This window comes from Rhizobium sp. K102 (assembly GCF_022385315.1).
In the GTDB taxonomy this organism is placed as follows: Bacteria; Pseudomonadota; Alphaproteobacteria; order Rhizobiales; family Rhizobiaceae; genus Rhizobium; species Rhizobium croatiense.
In genome coordinates, this window is record NZ_CP092435.1 from 266293 (window position 1) to 286245 (window position 19953).

21 protein-coding genes and 2 pseudogenes are annotated in these 19953 nt (G+C 63.5%); 9 read left to right on the forward strand and 14 right to left on the reverse strand.

Annotated elements, in window-relative coordinates; all coding sequences use genetic code 11:
• The first annotated feature begins 219 nt into the window (after positions 1-219).
• Positions 220-663 (forward strand): DUF805 domain-containing protein, encoded by a 444-nt coding sequence (locus MHI61_RS05155; RefSeq protein ID WP_239789463.1) that lies wholly within the window; start codon positions 220-222, stop codon positions 661-663.
• A gap of 171 nt (positions 664-834) precedes the next feature.
• Positions 835-1164 carry a hypothetical protein gene (locus MHI61_RS05160; protein ID WP_239789464.1) on the forward strand — a complete coding sequence of 110 codons (330 nt, stop codon included), beginning with the start codon at positions 835-837 and terminating at the stop codon, positions 1162-1164.
• A gap of 143 nt (positions 1165-1307) precedes the next feature.
• On the opposite strand, the pseudogene MHI61_RS05165 reads toward MHI61_RS05160, so the two are convergent.
• Together MHI61_RS05165 and MHI61_RS05170 are read right to left on the reverse strand one after the other, a co-directional pair.
• A pseudogene (locus MHI61_RS05165) lies at positions 1308-2185 on the reverse strand (FkbM family methyltransferase).
• Positions 2185-3897 carry an adenylate/guanylate cyclase domain-containing protein gene (locus tag MHI61_RS05170; RefSeq protein WP_239789466.1) on the reverse strand — a complete coding sequence of 571 codons (1713 nt, stop codon included), beginning with the start codon at positions 3895-3897 and terminating at the stop codon, positions 2185-2187. The pseudogene MHI61_RS05165 and the gene MHI61_RS05170 overlap by 1 nt, the downstream one beginning before the upstream one ends.
• Before the next feature lie 183 nt (positions 3898-4080).
• Between MHI61_RS05170 and MHI61_RS05175 the strand changes: the two genes are divergently transcribed.
• The gene (locus tag MHI61_RS05175; protein ID WP_239789468.1) at positions 4081-5172 is read left to right on the forward strand and encodes a glycosyltransferase family 4 protein; all 1092 of its coding nucleotides are present in this window, start codon (positions 4081-4083) and stop codon (positions 5170-5172) included.
• On the forward strand, positions 5169-5921 hold the full coding sequence (locus MHI61_RS05180) for a polysaccharide deacetylase family protein (protein ID WP_239789469.1): 753 nt from the start codon (positions 5169-5171) through the stop codon (positions 5919-5921). The genes MHI61_RS05175 and MHI61_RS05180 overlap by 4 nt, the downstream gene beginning before the upstream one ends.
• Here MHI61_RS05180 and MHI61_RS05185 read toward each other — a convergent pair whose 3' ends face one another.
• The 8 genes from MHI61_RS05185 to pcaD all read right to left on the reverse strand — a co-directional run bounded on the left by MHI61_RS05185 (position 5922) and on the right by pcaD (position 12269).
• Positions 5922-6818 carry an alpha/beta hydrolase gene (locus MHI61_RS05185; protein WP_239789471.1) on the reverse strand — a complete coding sequence of 299 codons (897 nt, stop codon included), beginning with the start codon at positions 6816-6818 and terminating at the stop codon, positions 5922-5924. It abuts the gene before it with no gap.
• Positions 6815-7189 carry a GFA family protein gene (locus MHI61_RS05190; RefSeq protein ID WP_239789472.1) on the reverse strand — a complete coding sequence of 125 codons (375 nt, stop codon included), beginning with the start codon at positions 7187-7189 and terminating at the stop codon, positions 6815-6817. The genes MHI61_RS05185 and MHI61_RS05190 overlap by 4 nt, the downstream gene beginning before the upstream one ends.
• A 149-nt stretch (positions 7190-7338) precedes the next feature.
• On the reverse strand, positions 7339-8169 hold the full coding sequence (locus tag MHI61_RS05195; protein ID WP_097606641.1) for an MBL fold metallo-hydrolase: 831 nt from the start codon (positions 8167-8169) through the stop codon (positions 7339-7341).
• Between the two features lie 315 nt (positions 8170-8484).
• Positions 8485-9531 (reverse strand): 3-carboxy-cis,cis-muconate cycloisomerase, encoded by a 1047-nt coding sequence (locus MHI61_RS05200; RefSeq protein WP_239789474.1) that lies wholly within the window; start codon positions 9529-9531, stop codon positions 8485-8487.
• Positions 9532-9691: 160 nt separating this feature from the next.
• Positions 9692-10303 (reverse strand): protocatechuate 3,4-dioxygenase subunit alpha, encoded by a 612-nt coding sequence (pcaG, locus tag MHI61_RS05205; protein ID WP_239789476.1) that lies wholly within the window; start codon positions 10301-10303, stop codon positions 9692-9694.
• A 2-nt stretch (positions 10304-10305) separates the two neighbouring features.
• Positions 10306-11055, reverse strand: a complete 750-nt coding sequence (pcaH, locus tag MHI61_RS05210) for a protocatechuate 3,4-dioxygenase subunit beta (RefSeq protein ID WP_016736534.1) — start codon at positions 11053-11055, stop codon at positions 10306-10308.
• Positions 11056-11064: 9 nt separating this feature from the next.
• On the reverse strand, positions 11065-11463 hold the full coding sequence (gene pcaC / locus MHI61_RS05215; protein ID WP_239789477.1) for a 4-carboxymuconolactone decarboxylase: 399 nt from the start codon (positions 11461-11463) through the stop codon (positions 11065-11067).
• On the reverse strand, positions 11460-12269 hold the full coding sequence (gene pcaD / locus MHI61_RS05220; protein WP_239789478.1) for a 3-oxoadipate enol-lactonase: 810 nt from the start codon (positions 12267-12269) through the stop codon (positions 11460-11462). Before pcaD ends, pcaC begins: the two co-directional genes overlap by 4 nt.
• A gap of 346 nt (positions 12270-12615) precedes the next feature.
• Between pcaD and pcaQ the strand changes: the two are divergent.
• From pcaQ to MHI61_RS05235, 3 genes and pseudogenes are all read left to right on the forward strand, one after another.
• A pseudogene (gene pcaQ / locus MHI61_RS05225) lies at positions 12616-13534 on the forward strand (pca operon transcription factor PcaQ).
• Positions 13535-13605: 71 nt separating this feature from the next.
• Positions 13606-14118, forward strand: a complete 513-nt coding sequence (locus MHI61_RS32595; RefSeq protein ID WP_275593067.1) for an MbcA/ParS/Xre antitoxin family protein — start codon at positions 13606-13608, stop codon at positions 14116-14118.
• Positions 14115-14813 (forward strand): RES family NAD+ phosphorylase, encoded by a 699-nt coding sequence (locus MHI61_RS05235; RefSeq protein ID WP_239789479.1) that lies wholly within the window; start codon positions 14115-14117, stop codon positions 14811-14813. The genes MHI61_RS32595 and MHI61_RS05235 overlap by 4 nt, the downstream gene beginning before the upstream one ends.
• Here MHI61_RS05235 and MHI61_RS05240 read toward each other — a convergent pair.
• Entirely contained in the window at positions 14810-15448 is a 639-nt protein-coding gene (locus MHI61_RS05240) for an alpha/beta family hydrolase (RefSeq protein ID WP_239789481.1), read from the reverse strand. The two genes, MHI61_RS05235 and MHI61_RS05240, sit on opposite strands and share 4 nt — an antisense overlap.
• Before the next feature lie 69 nt (positions 15449-15517).
• On the opposite strand from MHI61_RS05240, the gene MHI61_RS05245 reads away from it, so the two are divergent.
• Positions 15518-15700 carry a hypothetical protein gene (locus MHI61_RS05245; RefSeq protein WP_183843930.1) on the forward strand — a complete coding sequence of 61 codons (183 nt, stop codon included), beginning with the start codon at positions 15518-15520 and terminating at the stop codon, positions 15698-15700.
• 476 nt (positions 15701-16176) lie between these two features.
• Positions 16177-16878, forward strand: a complete 702-nt coding sequence (locus tag MHI61_RS05250) for a DUF899 family protein (RefSeq protein WP_239789482.1) — start codon at positions 16177-16179, stop codon at positions 16876-16878.
• Between the two features lie 12 nt (positions 16879-16890).
• Here the strand turns inward: MHI61_RS05250 and MHI61_RS05255 are convergent, their stop codons facing one another.
• From MHI61_RS05255 to hutU, 3 genes are all read right to left on the reverse strand, one after another.
• Positions 16891-17520 (reverse strand): J domain-containing protein, encoded by a 630-nt coding sequence (locus MHI61_RS05255; RefSeq protein WP_239789484.1) that lies wholly within the window; start codon positions 17518-17520, stop codon positions 16891-16893.
• Positions 17521-17694: 174 nt separating this feature from the next.
• Positions 17695-18270, reverse strand: coding sequence for a HutD family protein (locus MHI61_RS05260; protein WP_239789485.1), 576 nt, complete (start codon positions 18268-18270; stop codon positions 17695-17697).
• Between the two features lie 5 nt (positions 18271-18275).
• A complete protein-coding gene (hutU, locus tag MHI61_RS05265; RefSeq protein WP_239789486.1) occupies positions 18276-19949 on the reverse strand; it encodes a urocanate hydratase in 1674 nt (557 codons plus the stop codon).
• Positions 19950-19953: the final 4 nt, after the last annotated feature.

The following is a 19953-nucleotide window of genomic DNA, read 5'->3' on the forward strand; positions in this document are numbered from 1 at the left end:
TCGGTTGACCGAGTGCGCCCAGGCAGATCCCCCACCGTCACTCGGCTCCGCCGCCTGATGGGGACGGAGCGTTGTGCTTTTGATATAGCGGTGTTTGAAGGATGCAGACTTCTTGCAATCTTTGCGTTTGAATTGTAGCTGTGTCCATCGGAATTATAGTGGCAAAGCCGGCGTGAGATCTTGCGACGCTTGCCGCAATGGGAACTCGGGGGCATTTCAATGAGATTTACTGAAGCTGTTCGAACAGTACTGAAGCAGAAATACGCAACCTTTTCTGGCAGAGCCTCCCGCTCTGAATATTGGTGGTTTGGGCTCTTCTATGTGCTGGCGCTGTTCCCGCTTGCAATTCTGGCCACTGTGCTCGCCTTCCTAACCAGTGGCGGCGGAGCCCCGTCACCGGCTCATTATACCGTGGTCATCTGGATGTTGTTCACGCTCGCAATGCTTTTGCCGCTGATATCCCTGCAGGTTCGCCGCTTCCATGATCGCAACATTTCCGGTTGGTGGTATCTCGCGCTGTTTGCCCTGAGCTTTATTCCCTATGCCATGTTCCTCACAGCCCCTGTGACGATTGTTATTTCCCTGCTTCCGGGCACCAAAGGGCCTAACAAGTTCGGATCGGACCCGTTGAGTCCCGAAGCGCGCGCAGAGGTATTTGCCTAGAGCGTGCCCATCCACGCGGGCCTGCTGCCGGTTTGTCGCTCGAAGTGATGGGATGGTAGATTCCCGCCTATTGGTCGAATTCTGAAGAGTTGTGGTTTTGAGGGCAGCAAAACTGACTTCAGAATTCGCAGGTTTGTATTGCACCGCAGATTCTAAATTAGGGATATTGCAATGAAATTACGGATTTTAGGCACATTGGCGCTTATTCTTTCTGCTACAGGTCACGCTCAGGCCGGAGATCGCATGGCCGCAGCCATGTTCTTTCGTGAGGTGTCGAAATCTTCATGCGGTTTCAAGATGACGCCAGAATCGGCAATCAAAGCTGCAACCATTCTTGGAATGTCGGATCCTATCCACGAGCCAGTGCTCTCGGCGGTGTTTGCAGTTTGTGAAGCGGTAAAAAAGGGAAAGAAAGGCAAAACTATTGAGATCCGGGCTCCCGACAAACACAAAGTGATGCGGAAGGTCATTTTGGAAAAAGCCGAGTGGTGGCAAGCATGATGCGGAATTCACGTCCGCATCGAAGCCGGCGGAGAAGAAGGTGGCCGGCGCCTCATTCTTGCAGCCGGCGTCAGGTTGAGAACGCCGGCTGACGCCAGACTCCGCTCTCGTGCAATGGAAGGCGTGCCCGCACAAGGCTGCCTTTACGGCAAAAACAGCACGTTATACTGATCGAATTCCCCGGCAGATCCCGCACTTTCATCTCCTCCTCGCGGTCCTCGAAGAGGACGAGGCAATCCTCATAATAACCGGCAAGCATTGAGATGAAGGCTCTCGTGCCCTCAGGTCCATAGAACAGCGGCGTGAACTCCATGTGGAGCGGCACACGGCGGGCAAGCAGCGGCTGCATCGAGCGGCAGGCGACCGGCTCGTAACCCTCGATATCCATCCAGACGAGGCCGATGGCGGCCGGGTCGATCGCCAGGTCGGCAAGGATCTCGGATACCGGCTTTACCGGCACGCTGATCTTCGTGTCGGTCGCACTTTGGCGAATGGCGCTGCTCTTGCCGTGATTGTTGCGATTGAGGAAAAAGTCGATCTCGCCTTGGCGCTCGCCGGCGGCGCAATTGACGAGCCGTACTTTCTCTTCCAGCCGGTTCTGGCGGATGTTGAGGGCAAGGAGCGGGAAATTGCGCGGGTCGGGCTCGATGCTGACGATCTGGGCGTAAGTGCCGCTCAAGGCGAAATAGGCGGTCTGGGTGCCGATATTGCCGCCGATCTCGAGCAGCGTCGCCTCCTTTCGAAGCAGGCCGCGCTCGCGCAGGATGACGACCAGCCGGTCGACGGCGTCGCGCTCGAAATGACCCTTCCGGAAGACCTTGCGGCCGATATAGTCGGCCGGCGAAAAGGTCATCAGATGATCGCCGGCATCGACCGTCATTGAGACGACGCGCGGGCCGATATTTTCGATCAGCAGGCGGCGGCCGAAGCGGGTGTCGAAAAAGCGCGAGGCGGCGGCATTGCGCGCCTTGCGCAGGCGGCGGCTCCAATATTTGGCGGTGAGCCAGGGCTTGCCGGGCATCAGTCTTTTCCTTCGAGCGGTTCTGCCGCTTTCTCTCTCGGAATGACATAGACTTTCAAGGGTAGCGCCCGGCCGCGCACGCTGATTTGGCGGCTTTCTATGCCGGAAAGGTCGGCGCCGGCGAGCTTCGCCACCGGCTCGGAGATGACGATTGCCGCTTCGAACTCCTTGGCGGCACTTTCCAGCCGGCTTGCGACGTTCACGGTATCGCCGATCGCCGTCATGCTGCGCACCCGGCCGTAGCCCATCGTGCCGACGACGGCCGGGCCGGTGTGGATGCCGATTGCGATACGCAGCGGCAGCGCCAGCTCCTCGGCCAGTTCGGCGGCGAGTTTCTCGATCTCGCCGACGATCGCCGCAGCGGCGTTAAGCGCCTGGCGGCAGGCTTCCTCCGGCGCGGTGCCGAGGCCGAAGAGCGCCATGGCGCCGTCGCCGATGAACTTGTCGAGCCGCCCGCCCGCCTGCTCCACCGCCTTGCCGATGATGGCGAAATAGCGGTTCAGCAGGAAGACGACGTCGAAGGGCAGGCGCGTTTCCGTCAGCGTGGTGAAATGGCGGATATCGACGAAGAGCACGGCGATCTCGCGTTCGCGCCCCGGGCTGGTCTCCTGGCTGTTGGCGGGAAGGGCGGTTTCGACCGCCGGCACCAGAAGTGGGGCGACCGCCACGTCGCGGTCCGGGCGCAGCTGGCAGGCGAGCCGAACGTCGGGGCCGGCATTGATGCGCCTGAGCGTCGTCTGTTCCATCTTGTCGGGCGCGGGCAGGCTTTCATAGTCGCCGAGGATCTGCACGCGGCAGGTGGAACATTGGCCCTTGCCGCCGCAGACGGAGTAATGCGGCAGGCCGCCGAGCCGGCTTGCTTCCAGCACCGTGAAGCCGCGCGGCACGCGGATCACCTCGCCGCCCGGATAATGCACCGCCACCTGGTCGAGGCGCTCCTTCAGCCGGCGCCGGGCGCGGGCGACGACGACGAGGAGCAGCGAGGCCGAGAAAGCGCCGTAGAGCCCGGCCCGGACCGTGGCGATCCGGGCGCGAACCTCAGGGTCGTGGAGATAGTGGGCGTTGAGGTTGACCTCGTAGGGATTGGTCGTCAGCTGATAGGAGGGATCGGCAAGGGTGCGGCCCATCTCAACGAAACCGAGGATCGAGAGCACCGGCACGAGGATCGCCAGCGCAAGCAGCAGCGGCGCGGCGCCCGCATACCACGGTCGGTAGCGCAGCCAGAAATGGAGGCCGATGCAGCCATGGAACCAGACGGCGATGACGCCCAGCACCTGGCGTGCGCCGTTCGCCGGGTTCTTGATCCAGAACTGCTCGACGACCGTCTGGTAATCGTCGATATAGCCATAGAGTTCATGGGCGATGCGGGTGCCGATGACATGGTCGATGAGAAGCAGCGGGATCAGCAGGCCGAGCACGATCTGCGCCGTTTCGCCCTTCGGCATGACCAGGCTGCGGCGCATGTAGATGGCGCGCAGCACCAGCCCCATATGGATCAGCACCGAGGCGTAAAACACCGCGGTGCCGGCGGGATTGCGCCAGATGGCGAGGAAAAGGTGGCGGGCCTTGTCGGCGGCGGCGAGCGAAATCAGCCCGAGCGCATGGTTCGACAAATGCAGCAGGACGAAAATGAAAATGACGAGGCCGGAACCAAGCCTCGCCCGTCTGATCGCGCGCTCCGAAAAAATCCCTGTGGCTGAGGCCGTCGTCATTCATTCCCGTTCTTGTCGATGGAACCGCAGGCCCATAGAGATTGCAAAAAAGGCGGAATTGCTTCGAGCGCGATCACATTCCATATGCTTATGCGCAAGTTTTAGGGAAAGGGACAATAGCGGAATTTTTCGCCCGGCCGCGAGCGCCGATTTGGAAACAGTCTGTCTTATGAGGGATGCCGCATGCGGGTGGCTTTCTACGCGCCGATGAAATCACCGAACCATCCGGTGCCGTCGGGCGATCGGCTGATGGCGCGGCTGCTGATCCGGGCGCTGGAGCTTGCCGGGCACGCGGTCGAGGTCGTCTCCGAATTCCGCAGCTATGCCGCAACGCCGGAGGCGGCAGTCGCGCTCGAGCCCGCCATCCGCGCCGAAGATGAGCGGCTCAGGCTGAACTGGCAATCGGCGCCGCGCCCCGAGCTCTGGTTCTGCTACCATCCCTATTATAAATCGCCCGATCCCTTCGGGCCTGCGATATCGGCCGAATTCGCCATTCCCTATGTCACAGCCGAGGCCTCCTATGCGGCAAAGCGGGACGGGACCGGCTGGGCGGCGCAGCAGAAGCGTGTGGGCGAGGCGGTCTTGCAGGCGGCGGTGAATATCTGCTTCACCGAGCGCGACCGGGCCGGCCTTTCCGCCGCCTTTCCGGCGGCGCGGCTCGCCAGCCTGAATCCCTTCATCGATCCGGCGCTCTTCGAAGCGCTGCCACCCAGGCCGGATCCGCGCCGGCTGGTGACGGTGGCGATGATGCGGGCAGGGGACAAGATGGAGAGTTATGCGATGCTTGCAAAAGCATTGCGGCTGATCGAGGACAGGCCATGGAGCCTTTCCATCGCCGGCGACGGGCCGATGCGGCAGGAGGTGCAGGCGCTGTTTGCCGACTTTTCCCCGCGCGTGGAATGGTTCGGCGCGCTGGGTGCTGCCGAGATTGCCGGATTGCTGGGGCGCGGCGGCCTCTATGTCTGGCCCGGTTGCGGCGAGGCTTACGGGCTTGCCTATCTGGAGGCGCAGGCGGCCGGCTTGCCTGTGGTCGCGCAGGCAACGGCAGGCGTGCCCGCCGTCGTCGAGGCAGGCGTCACCGGTCTTTTGACGCCGGATGGAGACGTTGCCGCTTATGCCGCGGCGGTGGCCGTCCTGCTCGACGACGGTGAGAAGCGTGAGGTGATGGGGCAGGCGGCACGGCGCTTCGTGTTCGATCAGCGTTCGCTTGCGACGGCTGCGCGCGCCTTGGACGGGATTTTGCGCGAAAGCGCCGGAACAGGAGCAGGAGAATGAGCGAAGGCAAGAGCTGGGAGCCGCTGCGCCGCGAGCTTGACCGCTGGCAGGCCGCCGGCCGCGCGGCGCGGTTCTGGCTGCGCGATGACGATGCCGTCGAGCCGACGCCTGATCTGGAGACGCTGCTGGCGCTGACCGGTCGGTACGACATTCCGTTGACGCTCGCCGTCATTCCCGGTCTCACCGGCGAAACATTGGCCGCGCGGCTGGCGGAGGAAGCGTCCGTCGCCATCGCGGTGCATGGCTGGTCTCACACCAATCATGCCGGGCGTGAGCGCAAAAAACAGGAACTCGGCAGCGAGCGGCCGGCGGACGTCGTTCTCGGTGAATTGCGCGACGGGTTTCGGCTGCTGCAGCGGCTGCATCCCGCCCGCTTTGTGCCGATCCTGGTGCCGCCGTGGAACCGGATCCACGCCGCCCTCATCCCTGCTCTGCCCGATCTCGGCTTTGCAGCGCTTTCGGTCTACGGGCGGGCAAAGCGGGACGGGCCGATGCCGCTTCTCAACACCCATGTCGACATTATTGACTGGCATGGCACACGCGGCGGCCGCAGCGAAGGGGAACTGGTTGCCGAACTGGTGGCCGAGCTTGGCGACCGGTTTGCCGGCAGCGACGAGCCGATCGGTGTTCTCACCCATCATCTCGTGCATGACGCGGCCGCCTGGGATTTCCTGTCGGCCCTATTCGAGCAGACGGCCCGACACCCCGCCGTCCGCTGGTCGCCGGCGCCTGCACTTCTGCGAGCGTAATCAGGCGGCGTGAACGCGTCCGAGAAAGTCCCGCATGAGGGCGGCGACCTCGTCGAGGTGGGTCTCGAGCAGCCAGTGTCCGCCGCCGAGCAGATGCAGTTCGGCGTCCGGCAGATCGCGGAGATAGGCGCGTGCCGACTTTTCCGGCATGTAGTGGTCGTTCGGCCCCGAGACGATCAGGGTCGGCGGCTGGAAGTCCCGGAGATATTTGCGGTGCTCGGGAAACCAGGTGCGGTTTTCCCTGAGACCGGCGATCAGATCGATGGCGATTTGCTTGCGCTGTGGCGTCATCAATGACCAGTGCAGCGTCCAGAGGTCCGGCGGGATGGCATCGGCAAGAGGCGGTGGCAGGTCGTTGAGGAATTCCTCCTTGAACGTCTTCTCGTTGATCGCTTCCGCCAGCGCCTTCCTCATCTCTGCGGGCGGTAGGCTCCACGTCGCCTCGATATCCGCATATTTCGGTCCGAGCGCATCCTCGTAGGGGATGTCGCCGTTCTGGATGATGAGCGCCACGACGCGCCGCGGCGCTCTGATCGCCAGCCGGGCACCGATCGGCGAGCCGAAATCATGGAGATAGAGGGCGAAGCGGCCGACATCGACCGCGCCGACGAAGGACTCCAGCCAGGCGGCGTAACCATCGAAACTGTAGTCGAAATCATCAGGCGTGCCGCTGTAGCCTGCGCCCGGGAAATCCGGAGCGATCAGCCGCCAGCGATCGGCAAGGCGCGGCATCAGATTGCGAAACTCATAGGACGAGCAGGGATAGCCGTGCGGCAGCAGCAGGACAGGCGCGTCCGGCGGACCGGCCTCGCGATAGAAGGTCTCGATGCCAGCGACGGTGGTGCGGCGATGCCGGACGAGCGCGGCGACGGGAGGGTTTTCGACGTGGCCGTTCACCTGCGATCTTCCTCGTGCTGCTCGGCGCCCTCGACCGGCCGCAGCCACGGTTCGCGGCGCTTGATCCAGAGTTCGTAACGCGGCACGAGCGGCGTCGGGGCTTCGGACAGGATGCCGAGCTTGATTTCCGCCTCTTCCTCATCGGCGGAAAACAGCCGCGAGCCGCAGCCGGTGCAAAAACGCCGGCCGTGGAACTCGCCGGTTTCTCCGGAATATTCGAACTGGCCGGCGGGCCAGATTCCATAGAAGGTGAAGGCCGAGCCGCTCTCCTTCCTGCAATCGGTGCAATGACAAATGCCGACGCGCAAGGGGTCGCCTCGAACAGAAAGTTGCACCTGCCCGCAAAGGCATTGTCCTGATAACACGGTCATGGCTGATCCCCGCTTCATCGATCTTGCGCTGCCGGGGAAACGGTCAGGCCCGGCTACTGTTCCGTCAGGAAAGCGCAGGCGCGCGGGCGGCGAAGGACCAAGGCGTCTTCAACTTGCCTTGGCGCCGACAAGGAGCGGTTCGGCAGCGGTCAGATCACCACGGTCTGATTGTCGCGCGCAGCGAAGGCGCCGGGGAAGGCGGCCTCGGCCTGCGCTTCCATCTGCGCCAGCTGCTCGTCCGTGCGGGAGGGGGCGTGGTGGAACAGGGCGAAGCGCTTGGCGCCGGCCATTTTTGCGAGCTCGGTGCCGTGTTGCCAGGTCGAATGGCCAAAGCCCTTGAAACGCTGCATCTCGTCTTCATTGTAGGTGCAGTCGTAGACGACGAGATCGGCGTCGCGCATCATTTCCAGCGAGACCGGATCGTAAGTGCCGGGGATATGCTCGATGTCGTAGATCAGAGCGATCGAACGGCCCTGCCACTCGATGCGATAGCCGATGGCGCCGCCCGGATGGTTCAGCGTGAAGGTCCTGATTTCGATGCCCTCATGCGGGGTCAGAACCTGACCGGCATGGAAATCGCGGAAGTTCATCGTCGCCTGACAGATGTCGGTCTTGACGGGGAACCAGGGCGGGCTGATGAACTGCTCGACCATTTCCCGTGTGCTCATCTTACCGTCGAGATGGCCCGACCAGATGTTGACGTTGATCGAGGGATAGTAGATCGCCTTGAAGAAGGGCAGCCCGATGATGTGGTCGTAATGGCAGTGGCTGAAGAAGAGATCGACGTCGCTGACGCCGTCGGCGAGCAATGACAGCCCGGCCTCGCGTAGGCCGGAGCCTGCGTCAAAAAGCATCCGATGGTTTCCGCAGCGAATTTCGATGCAGGACGTGTTACCGCCGTAGCGGTCGAATTCGGGGCCCGATACGGGAATGCTGCCGCGGACGCCCCAAAATTTTATCTGAAACTGTTCTGTCGTCATCGTTTTTCAAACCGGCCTTCCCGCATCGCCATCGTAATCATAGTTTATCCCGATGCGAAGCAGCAGAATTCCAAGGGTTTGCCTGCGCCCCCTTTCACTCTCCTAACCGCTAGCGGAAGAAGAAGTATATTCTCCTAAGCAATCGGCTTTCGCGTCGGAAAGCAACCCAGTATGGTTGGTTTTCGGTAAATGGGCTGCTCGAGGCGGGCGTTTTCCGCAAGTCATGCCTATTAGATGGTTGCGCGCGATCGAAAAAACAATTGCCGCGCCGGGCGACAGAATACTCGCCCTATGCTGGCTGTTGTCGATGCCGCGTCACGCAGTTCCGAGTCTCTTGATATTTCCTATGAGTTCTCCGGCGAGCCGCAGCGAGGCGGCCGTTGCCATGGCCATTTGCGGCAGCAGCAGCCATTCGAGCGTCCAGGCGGCACCCGAGCGTTCCTGTTCATGGACGAGCGACTGGTGGATGCCGGAGAGCGCCGTGGCATTGAAGCGGGCGAGCGAGACCAGGATTTCGGCGGCGACGGGATTCTGCTTGTGCGCCATCGCCGAAGAGGTGCCGCCGCCTGCAATTTCGATCTCGCGGCCCGCCTGGGCGAGCAGGGCGATATCCTGGCCGATCTTGCCGAGGCTGCCCGAGATCGAGGCGAACAGGCCGGATATATCGGCGATCACAAGGCGCGTGCTCTGCCATTGGCCGATGTCGGTGAGGCCGAGCTCCTGGGCGAGCGAGGCGCGCACGGCTGCGGCCTGCGGCCCGAGCTTGTCGAGGGTGCCGGCCGCGCCGCCGAACTGGACGGGGAAATTCTGCTCGGTCAGGCGGTCGCGATAGGTCGTCAGCGGCGCGCGCCAGGCAGCGAGACGGTCGGCGGCGGTGATCGGGATTGCCGCCTGCATGCGGGTATGGCCCATCAGACTATTGCCGCCGAACCGGCGCTCGAGCGCATCGAGGCCGGAGACGATGGCGGAAAGCCGGCCGGCAAACAGGAAGACCACCGCCTTCAGCCGGATCATCAGGCTGGTGTCGATGACATCCTGGCTGGTGGCCCCGAGATGCAGGTTTCTGGCCGCTTCCTCGCCGACCGCGGCGCGCAGCTGCTTGATGAAATCGGGCACGACGACGCCATCGCGCGCCGTTGCGGCGCGAAGACTGGCCAGATCCGGAGAAAAGCCGGCGCAGGTTTCGGCGATCCTTCTTGCCGCTTCGGCGGGGATGACGGCGTGATCGGCTTCGGCCTTGGCGAGCGCGGCCTCGAAGGCGGCCATGGCGCGGAGATCGGCTTCGGCGGAAAAATAGGATGCGATTTCATCGTCGCCGACGAGGCCGGAGAGGAAGGGGTGGTCGAAGGGCGATGCGGTCATGGTCTGCTCGTTTTTGGCTGTGGCCCCCTCATCCGGCTGCCGTCCTTCGGGCCCCCGAGGGGAGTGGATTTGGGGCACTGTTCCCCTCTCCCCCACGGGGAGAGGCCAGGGTGAGGGGGCTACTTGCACTGAACCTCATGGATAAGCCATTGCCAACCCCTCAAATATCCAAAAACACCGTTTCGTCAGGACCCTGCAAACGGATGTCGAAATGACACGTCGCTCCGTCGCGGGTGGCGATCATCGTGGCGACGCGTTCGCGATGTTCGATGCGCGATAGCAGCGGGTCGGCGGCATTGGCCTCGGCCTCCTCCGGGAAATACATGCGCGTCTGCAGGCCGATATTGATGCCGCGGGCGACGATCCAGACGGTGATGTGCGGGGCTTGTCTGCGGCCGTCCTTGAAAGGGACCCGGCCGGGCTTGACGGTCTCGAAGCTATAGACGCCGTCTTCGGCGCGGGTCGGGCAGCGGCCCCAGCCGGTGAAATTCGGGTCGGCGGCGCCGCGCATTTCCGAGGGGCTGTTGTAGAGGCCGGCGCTGTCGGCCTGCCAGATCTCGACGACGGCGTCGCGCACCAGGGCGCCGGCGCCGTCGAAGATGCGGCCGGTGACGGTGATGCGTTCGCCGAGCGTCTTGTCGTTGACCATCGCCACGCCGAGATCGCTGTCGTAGACGCCTGTTATGTCGCAGAAATTCGGTGTCAGGCCGATATGGACATAAGGGCCGGCCGTCTGCGACGGGGTTTCCTTGAGATAGCCGAGCTGCTGCATGGTCAGTTGCCCTCCAGCCTGTTTTCGAACATCGTCGAGCGACGGCCGCGCAGCACGATATCGAATTTATAGGCGCGTGAATCCATCGGAATGGTGTTGCCCCAGTCGAGCGGCGCGATCAACTGCTCGATCGCCGCCTTGTCCGGGATGGTGCCGACGATCGGACATTTCCAGATCATCGGGTCGCCCTCGAAATACATCTGGGTGATCAGCCGCTGGGCAAAGCCGTGGCCGAAGATCGAGAAATGGATATGGGCGGGACGCCAGTCGTTGACGCCGTTCGGCCAGGGATAGGCGCCGGGCCGCACTGTGCGGAAATGATAGCGGCCTTCCTCGTCGGTGATCGCGCGGCCGCAGCCGCCGAAATTCGGGTCGATCGCCGCCAGATAGCTTTCCTTCTTGTGGCGATAGCGCCCGCCGGCATTGGCCTGCCAGAACTCGACGAGGGCGCCGGCAACCGGCTTTGCCCGCTCGTCGAGCACGCGGCCGTGGACGATGATGCGTTCGCCGATGGCGCTTTCGCCGGGGCGCGCATAATTCAGGATCAGGTCGTTGTCGAGCTCGCCGATCATCGAATGGCCGAAGACCGGACCTGTCGTTTCGGAGATCGTGCCGTCGAGCGACAGCAGGGCGCGCTGCGGCGCGCGCAGCACCGAGGTCTTGTAGCCGGGCGTCAGCGCCGGCGCATGCCAGGCGCGGTCGCGGGCGAAGAAGGCGCCGGTCTCCGGCTTGCGATTGACCAATTCGGACATGTTTCCCCCTCAGGCCGCCTGCTCGGCGTCCATTTGTGCAAAGGTCTGCTTGGCGATCTTGATCGCATGGTTGGCGGCGGGAACGCCGGCATAGATCGCCACATGCAGGAGCGCCTCGCATATATCCTCGCGGGTCGCTCCGGTATTGGCGCTGGCGCGCACATGCATGGCGACCTCATCGTCCTGGCCGAGCGCCGCCAGCAGCGCGATGGTGACGATCGAGCGCTCTCGCTTGGTCAGGACAGGACGCGACCAGACATGGCCCCAGGCGGCTTCGGTGATCAGCTCCTGAAAGGGCCGGTCGAACTCCGTGGCGGTCGCGGCGGCACGGTCGACATGGGCGTCGCCGAGCACGGCGCGGCGGGTCGCCATGCCCTGCCGGAAGCGTTCGGAGGGAGGCTCGTTCATGGGCTGCTTTCTCCAGGCGAAATCGATGTGAGGAAGGCGCGGATGATCGCCGTCAGCGCTTCCGGCTGCTCGACGCAGGGGATATGGGCGCAGTCCGGGATGACCTCGTAACGGGCGCCCGGAATCAGCTTGGCGGTCGCAAGCACGAGATCGGGCGGCGTCGAACCGTCCTGGTCGCCGACGATGCAGATCGTCGGGACCGCGATCCTCTTGGCCGCTTCGGTGAAATCGGCATCCCGGATCGCTTCGCAAGCGGCGATATAACCTTCGACCGGCTGGCGCGACAGCATGTTGCAATAGCCTGAATAAGCGGTGTTTTCGGGCCGGCGGAAGGCAGGCGTGAACCAGCGCTCCATGATGCTGTCGACGATGCTGCCGATGCCGTTTTTCTCAACCGCGGCGATGCGGGCATTCCAGCTTTCCGCTGTGCCGATCTTAGGGGCGGTGTCGCTGAGGATGAGGGCGCGCACGAGATCCCGCCGCCGCTGATGGAGCGACTGGGCAATAAGGCCGCCGACGGAGAGGCCGCAAATGACGGCGTCCTTCACCGAGAGCAGATCGAGCAGGCCGGCGAGATCAGTCGCATGGTCCTCGATCGACGCGGGGAGCTGGCCGACATCGGAAAGGCCGTGGCCGCGCTTGTCGTAAAGAATGATGGCGAAGTCGCCGGCAAGCCGCACCACGACGTCGCGCCAGATGCGGAAATCCGTTCCGAGCGAATTGATGAAGACGATCACCGGCCGGTCGGCGGGCGCGCCGATGACCTGATAATGAATCGTCACGTCGTTTATGCGGGCGAATTGCACGTCACGTCCTCATCACGTTAGCTCGGCCGAGGGCCGGCATGGTTTGGTTCCGCTGGCGAAGCGCGTTTCGACACGAATACCCACGCCGAGAATGGCTCCGTCGGTCTCTCCGCCCTCCGTCATGCTCGGCCTTGAGCGAGCATCCACGCGGCATCCACCGGCAGCCCGCGGCATGGATCCTCGGGTCAAGCCCGAGGATAACGGAAAGTGGGTTGGCTTTCTCGACAAACCCGCCGTGCGGAAACCACCCAGCAGCACCTACTCCTAATAATAAAACTGACCGGTTGATCCGGTTAAGTAAAATGATATTTTCTGGCTTTTCGATAACCCAGGAGTTATGTGGTCGATGATCGACAGCCGCATCAAGTTTCGCCATCTGCAGACCTTTGTCGAGGTGGCGCGGCAGAAGAGCGTGATGAAGGCGGCCGAATTGCTGCATGTCAGCCAGCCGGCGGTGACGAAGACGATCCGCGAACTGGAGCAGGTGCTGGGCGTCGACGTCTTCGAGCGCGACGGCCGCGGCATCAAGATCACCCGCTATGGCGAGGTTTTCCTGCGGCATGCCGGGGCGGCGCTGACGGCGCTGCGCCAGGGTCTCGATTCCGTCTCGCAGGAACAGTTCGCCGATGCGCCGCCGATCCGGATCGGCGCCCTGCCGACGGTCTCATCGCGCATCATGCCGCGGGCGATGGAGCTCTTTCTCAGGGAGAAAACCTGGAGCCGGGTGAAGATCGTCACCGGTGAGAACGCGGTGCTCTTGGAAGAGCTTCGCGTCGGCGACCTCGATCTGGTCGTCGGGCGCCTGGCCGGCGCCGAAAAGATGGCCGGCTTTTCCTTCGAGCATCTTTATTCCGAACAGGTGGTGTTTGCCGTGCGCGCCGGCCATCCGCTGCTTGACGGCCGCCAGTCGCTGTTCTCAGCCTTCAGCGACTATACGGTACTGATGCCGACGCGCGGTTCGATCATCCGGCCGGTTGTCGAAAATTTCCTCATCGCCAACGGCGTCTCCAGCCTGCCGAACCAGATCGAGACGGTGTCGGATGCCTTCGGCCGCGCTTTCCTCAGGGCAAGCGATGCGATCTGGATTATTTCCAACGGCGTCGTGGCCGGCGATGTCTCCGACGGGCGGCTGGCGCTTCTGCCGGTCGATACCGCCGAGACCAAGGGGCCGGTCGGGCTGACGATGCGCGCCGATGCCGTGCCGTCGGCACTGCAATCGATTTCTGGTGCAGACGATCCGCGAGGCGGCGCGGGAGCTTTCCTGACCTTCCCTCTTCAAATTCGCTTGCTGAATGCCCAGATTTGGACTAAATCTAGTTCAGGACAGGAGAACACGATGCAGCAGGCGCGACGCAGAGAACAGGAGCCGGAACGGCTGGAAACGGAGCGGTTTGCGCCGGCAAACCGACGGCGGCTGAGCCCGCCGGCCTTGCGGACCTTTCTGGCGATCGCCGATCTCTGGGGCTTGAACGAAGAGCAGCGCCTGCTCGTGCTCGGCTACCCCTCCCGCTCGACCTATCACAGCTGGGCCAAGCAGGCGCGCGAGCACGGGGCTTTCACGCTCGATGTCGATACGCTGACCCGGATCTCCGCAGTATTCGGCATCCATCAGGCGCTCGGCGTGCTGTTTTCCGACGAACGCGCCGGCGTCGCCTGGATGCGCACGCCGCACGAGGCGCCGGTGTTCGGCGGCCATCCGCCGCTCGATATCGTCACCAACGGAACCCAGGACGGGTTGATGACCGTGCGTCGGTTCCTCGATGGCGCCCGCGGCGGCCTCTACATGCCGCCGAACAGGCTCGACGAGGCCTTCACGCCGTACGAAGACGCGGACATCGTCTTCCGGTGAGCGAGCGTTTTGCCGAGGCGCCGCGGCCGTCCTACCGGCTGATCCCATCGCAATTTCCGCCGATCGGGCTATTCGACACGGTGACGCGGGCGGCCGATCTCGAAGCCGTGATGGAACTGGTCGGCTGGACCAACGATCGGCTTGTCGCCGACCGCATCCAGCGGCTTGCGAGGGATGAATGGGTTTACGGCAGTCCGAATGCCAGCATCGTGATGGCGGCGTTCCTGCATGTCGCGCCGGGCGGCATGCGTTTCAACGGCCCCGATCTCGGCGCCTGGTATGCCGCCGACAATCTGAAGACAGCCGCCGCCGAGGTCGGCCATCATCTCCGGCGCGAGACCGTCGCCCGCGGCGTGGCGACGATGGCGCGCACCTACCGAAGCTATGCGGCCGCTCTGATCGGCGACTATCTCGACATTCGCGGCGAGCAGACATTGCGGCCCGATGTCTATGACGGCGCGAGCTATGCGGCGTCGCAGGTGCTGGGCGAAGAGGTGCGTTCGAGCGGCGGCGCCGGCATCCTCTATGACAGTGTGCGGCTGCGGGGCGGGGTGAATATCGCCGCGCATCGGCCGCGCAACATTCGCGATGTGCTGCAGGCCGATCACTTCGAAATCACCGTTTTCGCGGCCGATCGGCGCATCGACGTCAGGAAGCTTGCAAGCCGGCGACGGCAGCCAAAAGCCGGCGCTTAAACTGGCAACCGCTCGGCCCAGGCCTTGGCCGCCTGCGCCATCGTGGCGAGGTGATCGGCAGCCGAGAAGCCGGAGATTTTCTTGCGCGGCTTGAGGTCGTGGTCGCCATCCTCGAGCCAGAGGATTTCGATCCGGTCGGAGAGATCGTAGCCCGGCACCTCGTCGCGGGTGCCGAATTCATCGCGCGTTCCCTGGCAGATCAGCGCGGGTGTCGCCAGCCCCTTGAGATGGCCGGTGCGCAGCTTGTCCGGCTGGCCGGGCGGATGGAAGGGATAACCGAGGCAGAGGAGGCCGGCGATCTTCCCCTTGTCATGGAGATCGTCGGCGACCATGCTCGCGACCCGGCCGCCCATCGACTTGCCGCCGATGATGAGGGGGCCTTCTGCGCCGAGCGCGGCAATCGCCGCCTCATATTCGGGATCAAGCGTTTCGGCGCGCGGCGGCGGCTTGCGGATTCCGGTGCGGCGGGCGGCCATATAGGCGAATTCAAAACGGGCAACGCGGAAGCCGACATCGGCAAGCGCGTCCGCCGCGGCCGTCATCGACGCCGAATCCATCGGCGCGCCGGCGCCATGCGCAAGCAGGATGGTGAAGCGCGCATCCTCGGGGCCTTGCATCAGAAACCTGTCAAGCATCGGCAATCCTCCATCCGCCATCGGAACCATGTCGACGCCCGTGACTTGTTCCTGGAAAGGAGACAGACAATGTCAACGAACGACGAAAACGTAAAGCCGGAGCAGCGCCGTCCCAAGGATGTCGCCGCCGTCCCCGAGAAACCTGAGCCTGCTGACTCAGGTTCGATGGCGCCGCCGGCCGTGCAGCCGGCCGGGGAAGGGGACAAGAGCGAACGGCCGGTGGTCAACCCGGTGACCGGCGTCGCCTTTTAGGGGATCGCAAAACTATGATGCAGATCGGCCCTTGAAACCGCGACGCAAAGGGCGCATATACCAGCCCTGCCTGAAAAACGGATGCTTGGGGTATCGACGTTGTCGAACCCTTTGCTGTCCGACAGGATAAGGGCGCTCCCCGCAAGGGTCGAGCGCCCTTTTTGCTTTCGGACATTCACAAGGTCTCGCTTCGAAGCTAGGCGATCTTGAGGAACTCCCACCAAAATCTATATAGCACTTCGGAATCCCGAAATTAGCTGCGGGACTGAAATCATTACATATTTTTCCGACGCGGCGGGGCAAAAAAGCCCGCGCATTTCGGAATCCCGAAGCGGGGGAATTTCGGGATTCCGAAGTGGGAATTTTTCTTCCGCCGCTTTTCGCGCCGCACTGTCGACTTTCGCATCCGCCGATCGTCATCTTAACGATGTGCTGCAGGTCAGCACGTTCTCAGGCAACCGTAGGAGGATATGAATATGAATAATCAGAATTTCGTCCCCGCCGCCGTGCTTGCGGCAAAGAACGGCGTAAGGTTTCCCAACGAGAGCGAGGAATATCGCATCGCCCGCGATACGCTGCTCGCCGAAGAGATCGAATTGCGCCGCCACATCGAACGCGTGGCGGTACAGCGCCGGGCGCTGCCGCCGGGCGGCGCGGTGACGAAAGACTACCGCTTCTCAGGCGCCGACGGGCCGATAAGCTTCAGCGAGCTCTTCGCCGACAAGGACACGCTGGTCGTCTACAGTTACATGTACGGGCGTGAACGCGAGCGCCCATGTCCGATGTGCACCTCGCTGCTGTCGGCCTGGGATGGCGAAGTGCCCGATATGCAGCAGCGCGTGGCGCTTGCCGTCGTCGCCCGCTCGCCGATCGAAAGGCTACTCGCATTCAAGAAGGAGCGCGGCTGGCATCACCTGCCGCTCTATTCGGATATGACCGATGAATACAGCCGCGATTATCACGCGATCGGCAAGGATGGCAGCGATGGCGCCGCCTTCAATGTCTTCACACGGCGCGATGGCACCATCCGTCATTTCTGGAGCGAGGAGATGGGCGAGGCGGCGGCCGATCCCGGCGAAGATCCGCGCGGCGCGCCCGATCTGATGCCGCTCTGGACCGTGCTCGATGCCACGCCCGAAGGCCGGGCGCCGGACTGGTATCCGAAGCTGTCCTATTGAGGCTGCAGGCCGTCAGCCGGCGGAGCGGTTTCTCGGTGCCTCGGCCCATTCGATGTTGGTGATCGACGCTTCCGGCAGCGGCGTCGGGTCGATGTCGTAGACATAGCCGCTCAGCATGTCGGCGGCGCGTTCCGTCGCCTTGATCTTCGCTTCGGTTTCGGCCACCGCCTTGGCGATCGCCTCGATGCGGGCGCGGAACATATGGGCGAGCACGTCGCGGCCGGACTGTTTGGCGAGTCGCTCCAGATGCAGCCCGATGCGCGAGGCATGGCGCTCCAGCTCGCTCTTGCTGAAGCGCGCTTTCCGCAGTTCCTCCGAAAGGCTGTCCTGCATGACGGCGACGGGATCGAAACTTCCCGGCGCCCGCTCGTCGAGCACCGCATCGGTGACGAGCTTCTCGATCATGACAAGCGCCTGCAATTCGGCTGCGTCGGCGAATTCGACGTCGTAGCCGGTATCGTCGTAAACCTTGCGGCGGACCGGATCGAGAAGCAGCGCATAGGCCTTCTGCAGATTGTCGAAGGCTTGCGAATCGCCGCCCGAATCCGGGTGGGCGACCTTCGCGAGCTTCCGATAGGCTGCCTTCAATTGCGCTTCGTCCGCATCGCGTTCAACGCCGAGAATATCGTATGGATCCGTCACGCCTGCTCCCCTGCTGCCCTGGTCTCGCGGGCAGTCTAGGTCTTCTTCTGCATCAGAAAGGCGAAGTTTAGACCGAAAGCACGAATGACGTCCATGGCCCGACATGGAAATAGCCGATGCGAATGCCGGAACTATTTCGCAATTATCAAATCTTTCCAAGGCGTTGCGTTGGGATTAGCGTGCGGCGATCGAGACGAGATAACATTCGGCTTCACCGTCGATTTCAAGCGCGCTTTCCGCTTGATTCTCGATCAGCAGCGCATCGCCGGCCGCGAGCGCGCCGGTCTCGTCGCCCTGCCGGAACGACAGGGTGCCGCGGTGGCAGAGCAGCAGGCATGTCGATGACGTCAGCGGCACCGTCTTGCCGCCGGCAATTTCGATGCGGACGAGCCTATGGGCTAGCCCGTCGCGGCGGGTCATGACGTTGAGATCGGTGATCGCGCCGTCCTGCAGTTTTGCCGTGACCGGGATATCGGCCGGGAAGGCCAGCGGATCGCTCGCCACCGTCAGCAGCACGTGCGTACTGCCTTCGATGTCGAGCACCATGCCGTTGCCGTCGAGGATCGCCAGCGTGCGGTCTATGCCGGGAAAGCTCGAGAACGGTCCGTCGGCTGCGACGGTCGCCATGCTGACGCGCCAGTCGAAACCGGCAAGGCCGGCCTCTTCGGGCGAAACGGCGATCTCCACCGTTTCGCCGCCACCGTTTTTCCACGGCATGCGCTTATGATCGCCGGCACGCAGGATCCGCATGAGGCTCAGTTCCCGAGAATGCCGGGCAGGCGCAGGCCCTTTTCCCTCGCGCAGTCGAGGGCGATGTCGTAGCCGGCATCGGCGTGGCGCATGACGCCGGTCGCCGGGTCGTTCCAGAGCACCCGCTCGAGACGCTTGGCCGCATCATCGGTGCCATCGGCGCAGATGACGACGCCCGAATGCTGGGAGAAGCCCATGCCGACGCCGCCGCCGTGATGCAGCGACACCCAGGTGGCGCCCGAGGCGGTGTTGAGCAAAGCGTTCAGCAGCGGCCAGTCGGAGACGGCGTCCGAGCCGTCCTTCATCGCTTCGGTTTCGCGGTTCGGCGAGGCGACCGAACCGGAGTCGAGGTGGTCGCGGCCGATGACGATCGGGGCCGAAAGCTCGCCATTCCTGACCATTTCATTGAAGGCCAGAGCCAGGCGGTGACGGTCGCCGAGGCCGACCCAGCAGATGCGCGCCGGCAGGCCCTGGAAGGCGATGCGCTCCCTGGCCATATCGAGCCAGTTGTGCAGGTGCTTGTTGTCGGGCAGCAGTTCCTTCACCTTGGCGTCGGTCTTGTAGATATCCTCGGGATTGCCCGACAGGGCCGCCCAGCGGAAGGGGCCGATGCCGCGGCAGAACAGCGGCCGGATATAGGCCGGCACGAAGCCCGGGAAGGCGAAGGCGTTTTCGAGGCCCTCGTCCTTGGCGACCTGGCGGATATTGTTGCCGTAGTCGAGCGTCGGAATGCCGGCATCCCAGAAGGCGATCATCGCCTCGACATGCTCGCGCATCGAGGCGCGCGCCGCCTTTTCGACAGCCTTCGGATCGCTCTCGCGCTTTGCCTTCCACTCGGCCATCGTCCAGCCCTTCGGCAGGTAGCCGTTGATCGGGTCGTGCGCCGAGGTCTGGTCGGTGACGATATCGGGGCGGATGCCGCGCCGGACCATTTCCGGCAGGATTTCGGCGGCATTGCCGAGCAGGCCGACGGATTTGGCTTCACCTGATTTGGTCCAGCGGTCGATCATCTCAAGCGCTTCGTCGAGCGTCTCGGCCTTGGCGTCGAGGTAGCGGGTGCGCAGGCGGAAATCGATCGAATCCGGATTGCATTCGACGGCGAGGCAGCAGGCGCCGGCCATGACGGCGGCGAGCGGCTGGGCGCCGCCCATGCCGCCGAGGCCGCCGGTCAGGATCCATTTGCCCTTGAGATTGCCGCCATAATGCTGGCGGCCGGCCTCGACGAAGGTCTCGTAGGTGCCCTGTACGATGCCCTGCGTGCCGATATAGATCCACGAGCCGGCCGTCATCTGGCCGTACATGGCAAGGCCCTTCTTATCCAGCTCGTTGAAATGATCCCAGGTCGCCCAATGCGGCACGAGGTTGGAATTGGCGATCAGTACCCGCGGCGCATCCTTGTGGGTGCGGAAGACGCCGACCGGCTTGCCGGATTGCACCAGCAGCGTTTCTTCTTCCGTCAGCGTCTTCAGCGTCGCGACGATGCGGTCGAAATCCTCCCAGGTGCGGGCGGCGCGGCCGATGCCGCCATAGACGACGAGCTCGTTCGGATTTTCCGCGACATCGGGATCGAGATTGTTCATCAGCATGCGCAGCGGCGCTTCGGTCATCCAGCTCTTGGCATTGAGCTCGTTGCCGCGGGGTGCGCGGATTTCGCGGATATTGTGGCGTGGATTGCTCATGGCG

What these genes read in the sequence shown, in the direction of transcription:
- MHI61_RS05155 (WP_239789463.1), top strand. Translation starts at nt 220, where the DNA reads ATGAGATTTACTGAAGCTGTTCGAACAGTACTGAAGCAGAAATACGCA.
- MHI61_RS05160 (WP_239789464.1), top strand. Translation starts at nt 835, where the DNA reads ATGAAATTACGGATTTTAGGCACATTGGCGCTTATTCTTTCTGCTACA.
- MHI61_RS05170 (WP_239789466.1), bottom strand. Translation starts at nt 3,897, where the DNA reads ATGACGACGGCCTCAGCCACAGGGATTTTTTCGGAGCGCGCGATCAGA.
- MHI61_RS05175 (WP_239789468.1), top strand. Translation starts at nt 4,081, where the DNA reads ATGCGGGTGGCTTTCTACGCGCCGATGAAATCACCGAACCATCCGGTG.
- MHI61_RS05180 (WP_239789469.1), top strand. Translation starts at nt 5,169, where the DNA reads ATGAGCGAAGGCAAGAGCTGGGAGCCGCTGCGCCGCGAGCTTGACCGC.
- MHI61_RS05190 (WP_239789472.1), bottom strand. Translation starts at nt 7,189, where the DNA reads ATGACCGTGTTATCAGGACAATGCCTTTGCGGGCAGGTGCAACTTTCT.
- MHI61_RS05195 (WP_097606641.1), bottom strand. Translation starts at nt 8,169, where the DNA reads ATGACGACAGAACAGTTTCAGATAAAATTTTGGGGCGTCCGCGGCAGC.
- MHI61_RS05200 (WP_239789474.1), bottom strand. Translation starts at nt 9,531, where the DNA reads ATGACCGCATCGCCCTTCGACCACCCCTTCCTCTCCGGCCTCGTCGGC.
- pcaG (WP_239789476.1), bottom strand. Translation starts at nt 10,303, where the DNA reads ATGCAGCAGCTCGGCTATCTCAAGGAAACCCCGTCGCAGACGGCCGGC.
- pcaH (WP_016736534.1), bottom strand. Translation starts at nt 11,055, where the DNA reads ATGTCCGAATTGGTCAATCGCAAGCCGGAGACCGGCGCCTTCTTCGCC.
- pcaC (WP_239789477.1), bottom strand. Translation starts at nt 11,463, where the DNA reads ATGAACGAGCCTCCCTCCGAACGCTTCCGGCAGGGCATGGCGACCCGC.
- MHI61_RS32595 (WP_275593067.1), top strand. Translation starts at nt 13,606, where the DNA reads ATGCAGCAGGCGCGACGCAGAGAACAGGAGCCGGAACGGCTGGAAACG.
- MHI61_RS05240 (WP_239789481.1), bottom strand. Translation starts at nt 15,448, where the DNA reads ATGCTTGACAGGTTTCTGATGCAAGGCCCCGAGGATGCGCGCTTCACC.
- MHI61_RS05245 (WP_183843930.1), top strand. Translation starts at nt 15,518, where the DNA reads ATGTCAACGAACGACGAAAACGTAAAGCCGGAGCAGCGCCGTCCCAAG.
- MHI61_RS05250 (WP_239789482.1), top strand. Translation starts at nt 16,177, where the DNA reads ATGAATAATCAGAATTTCGTCCCCGCCGCCGTGCTTGCGGCAAAGAAC.
- MHI61_RS05260 (WP_239789485.1), bottom strand. Translation starts at nt 18,270, where the DNA reads ATGCGGATCCTGCGTGCCGGCGATCATAAGCGCATGCCGTGGAAAAAC.
- hutU (WP_239789486.1), bottom strand. Translation starts at nt 19,949, where the DNA reads ATGAGCAATCCACGCCACAATATCCGCGAAATCCGCGCACCCCGCGGC.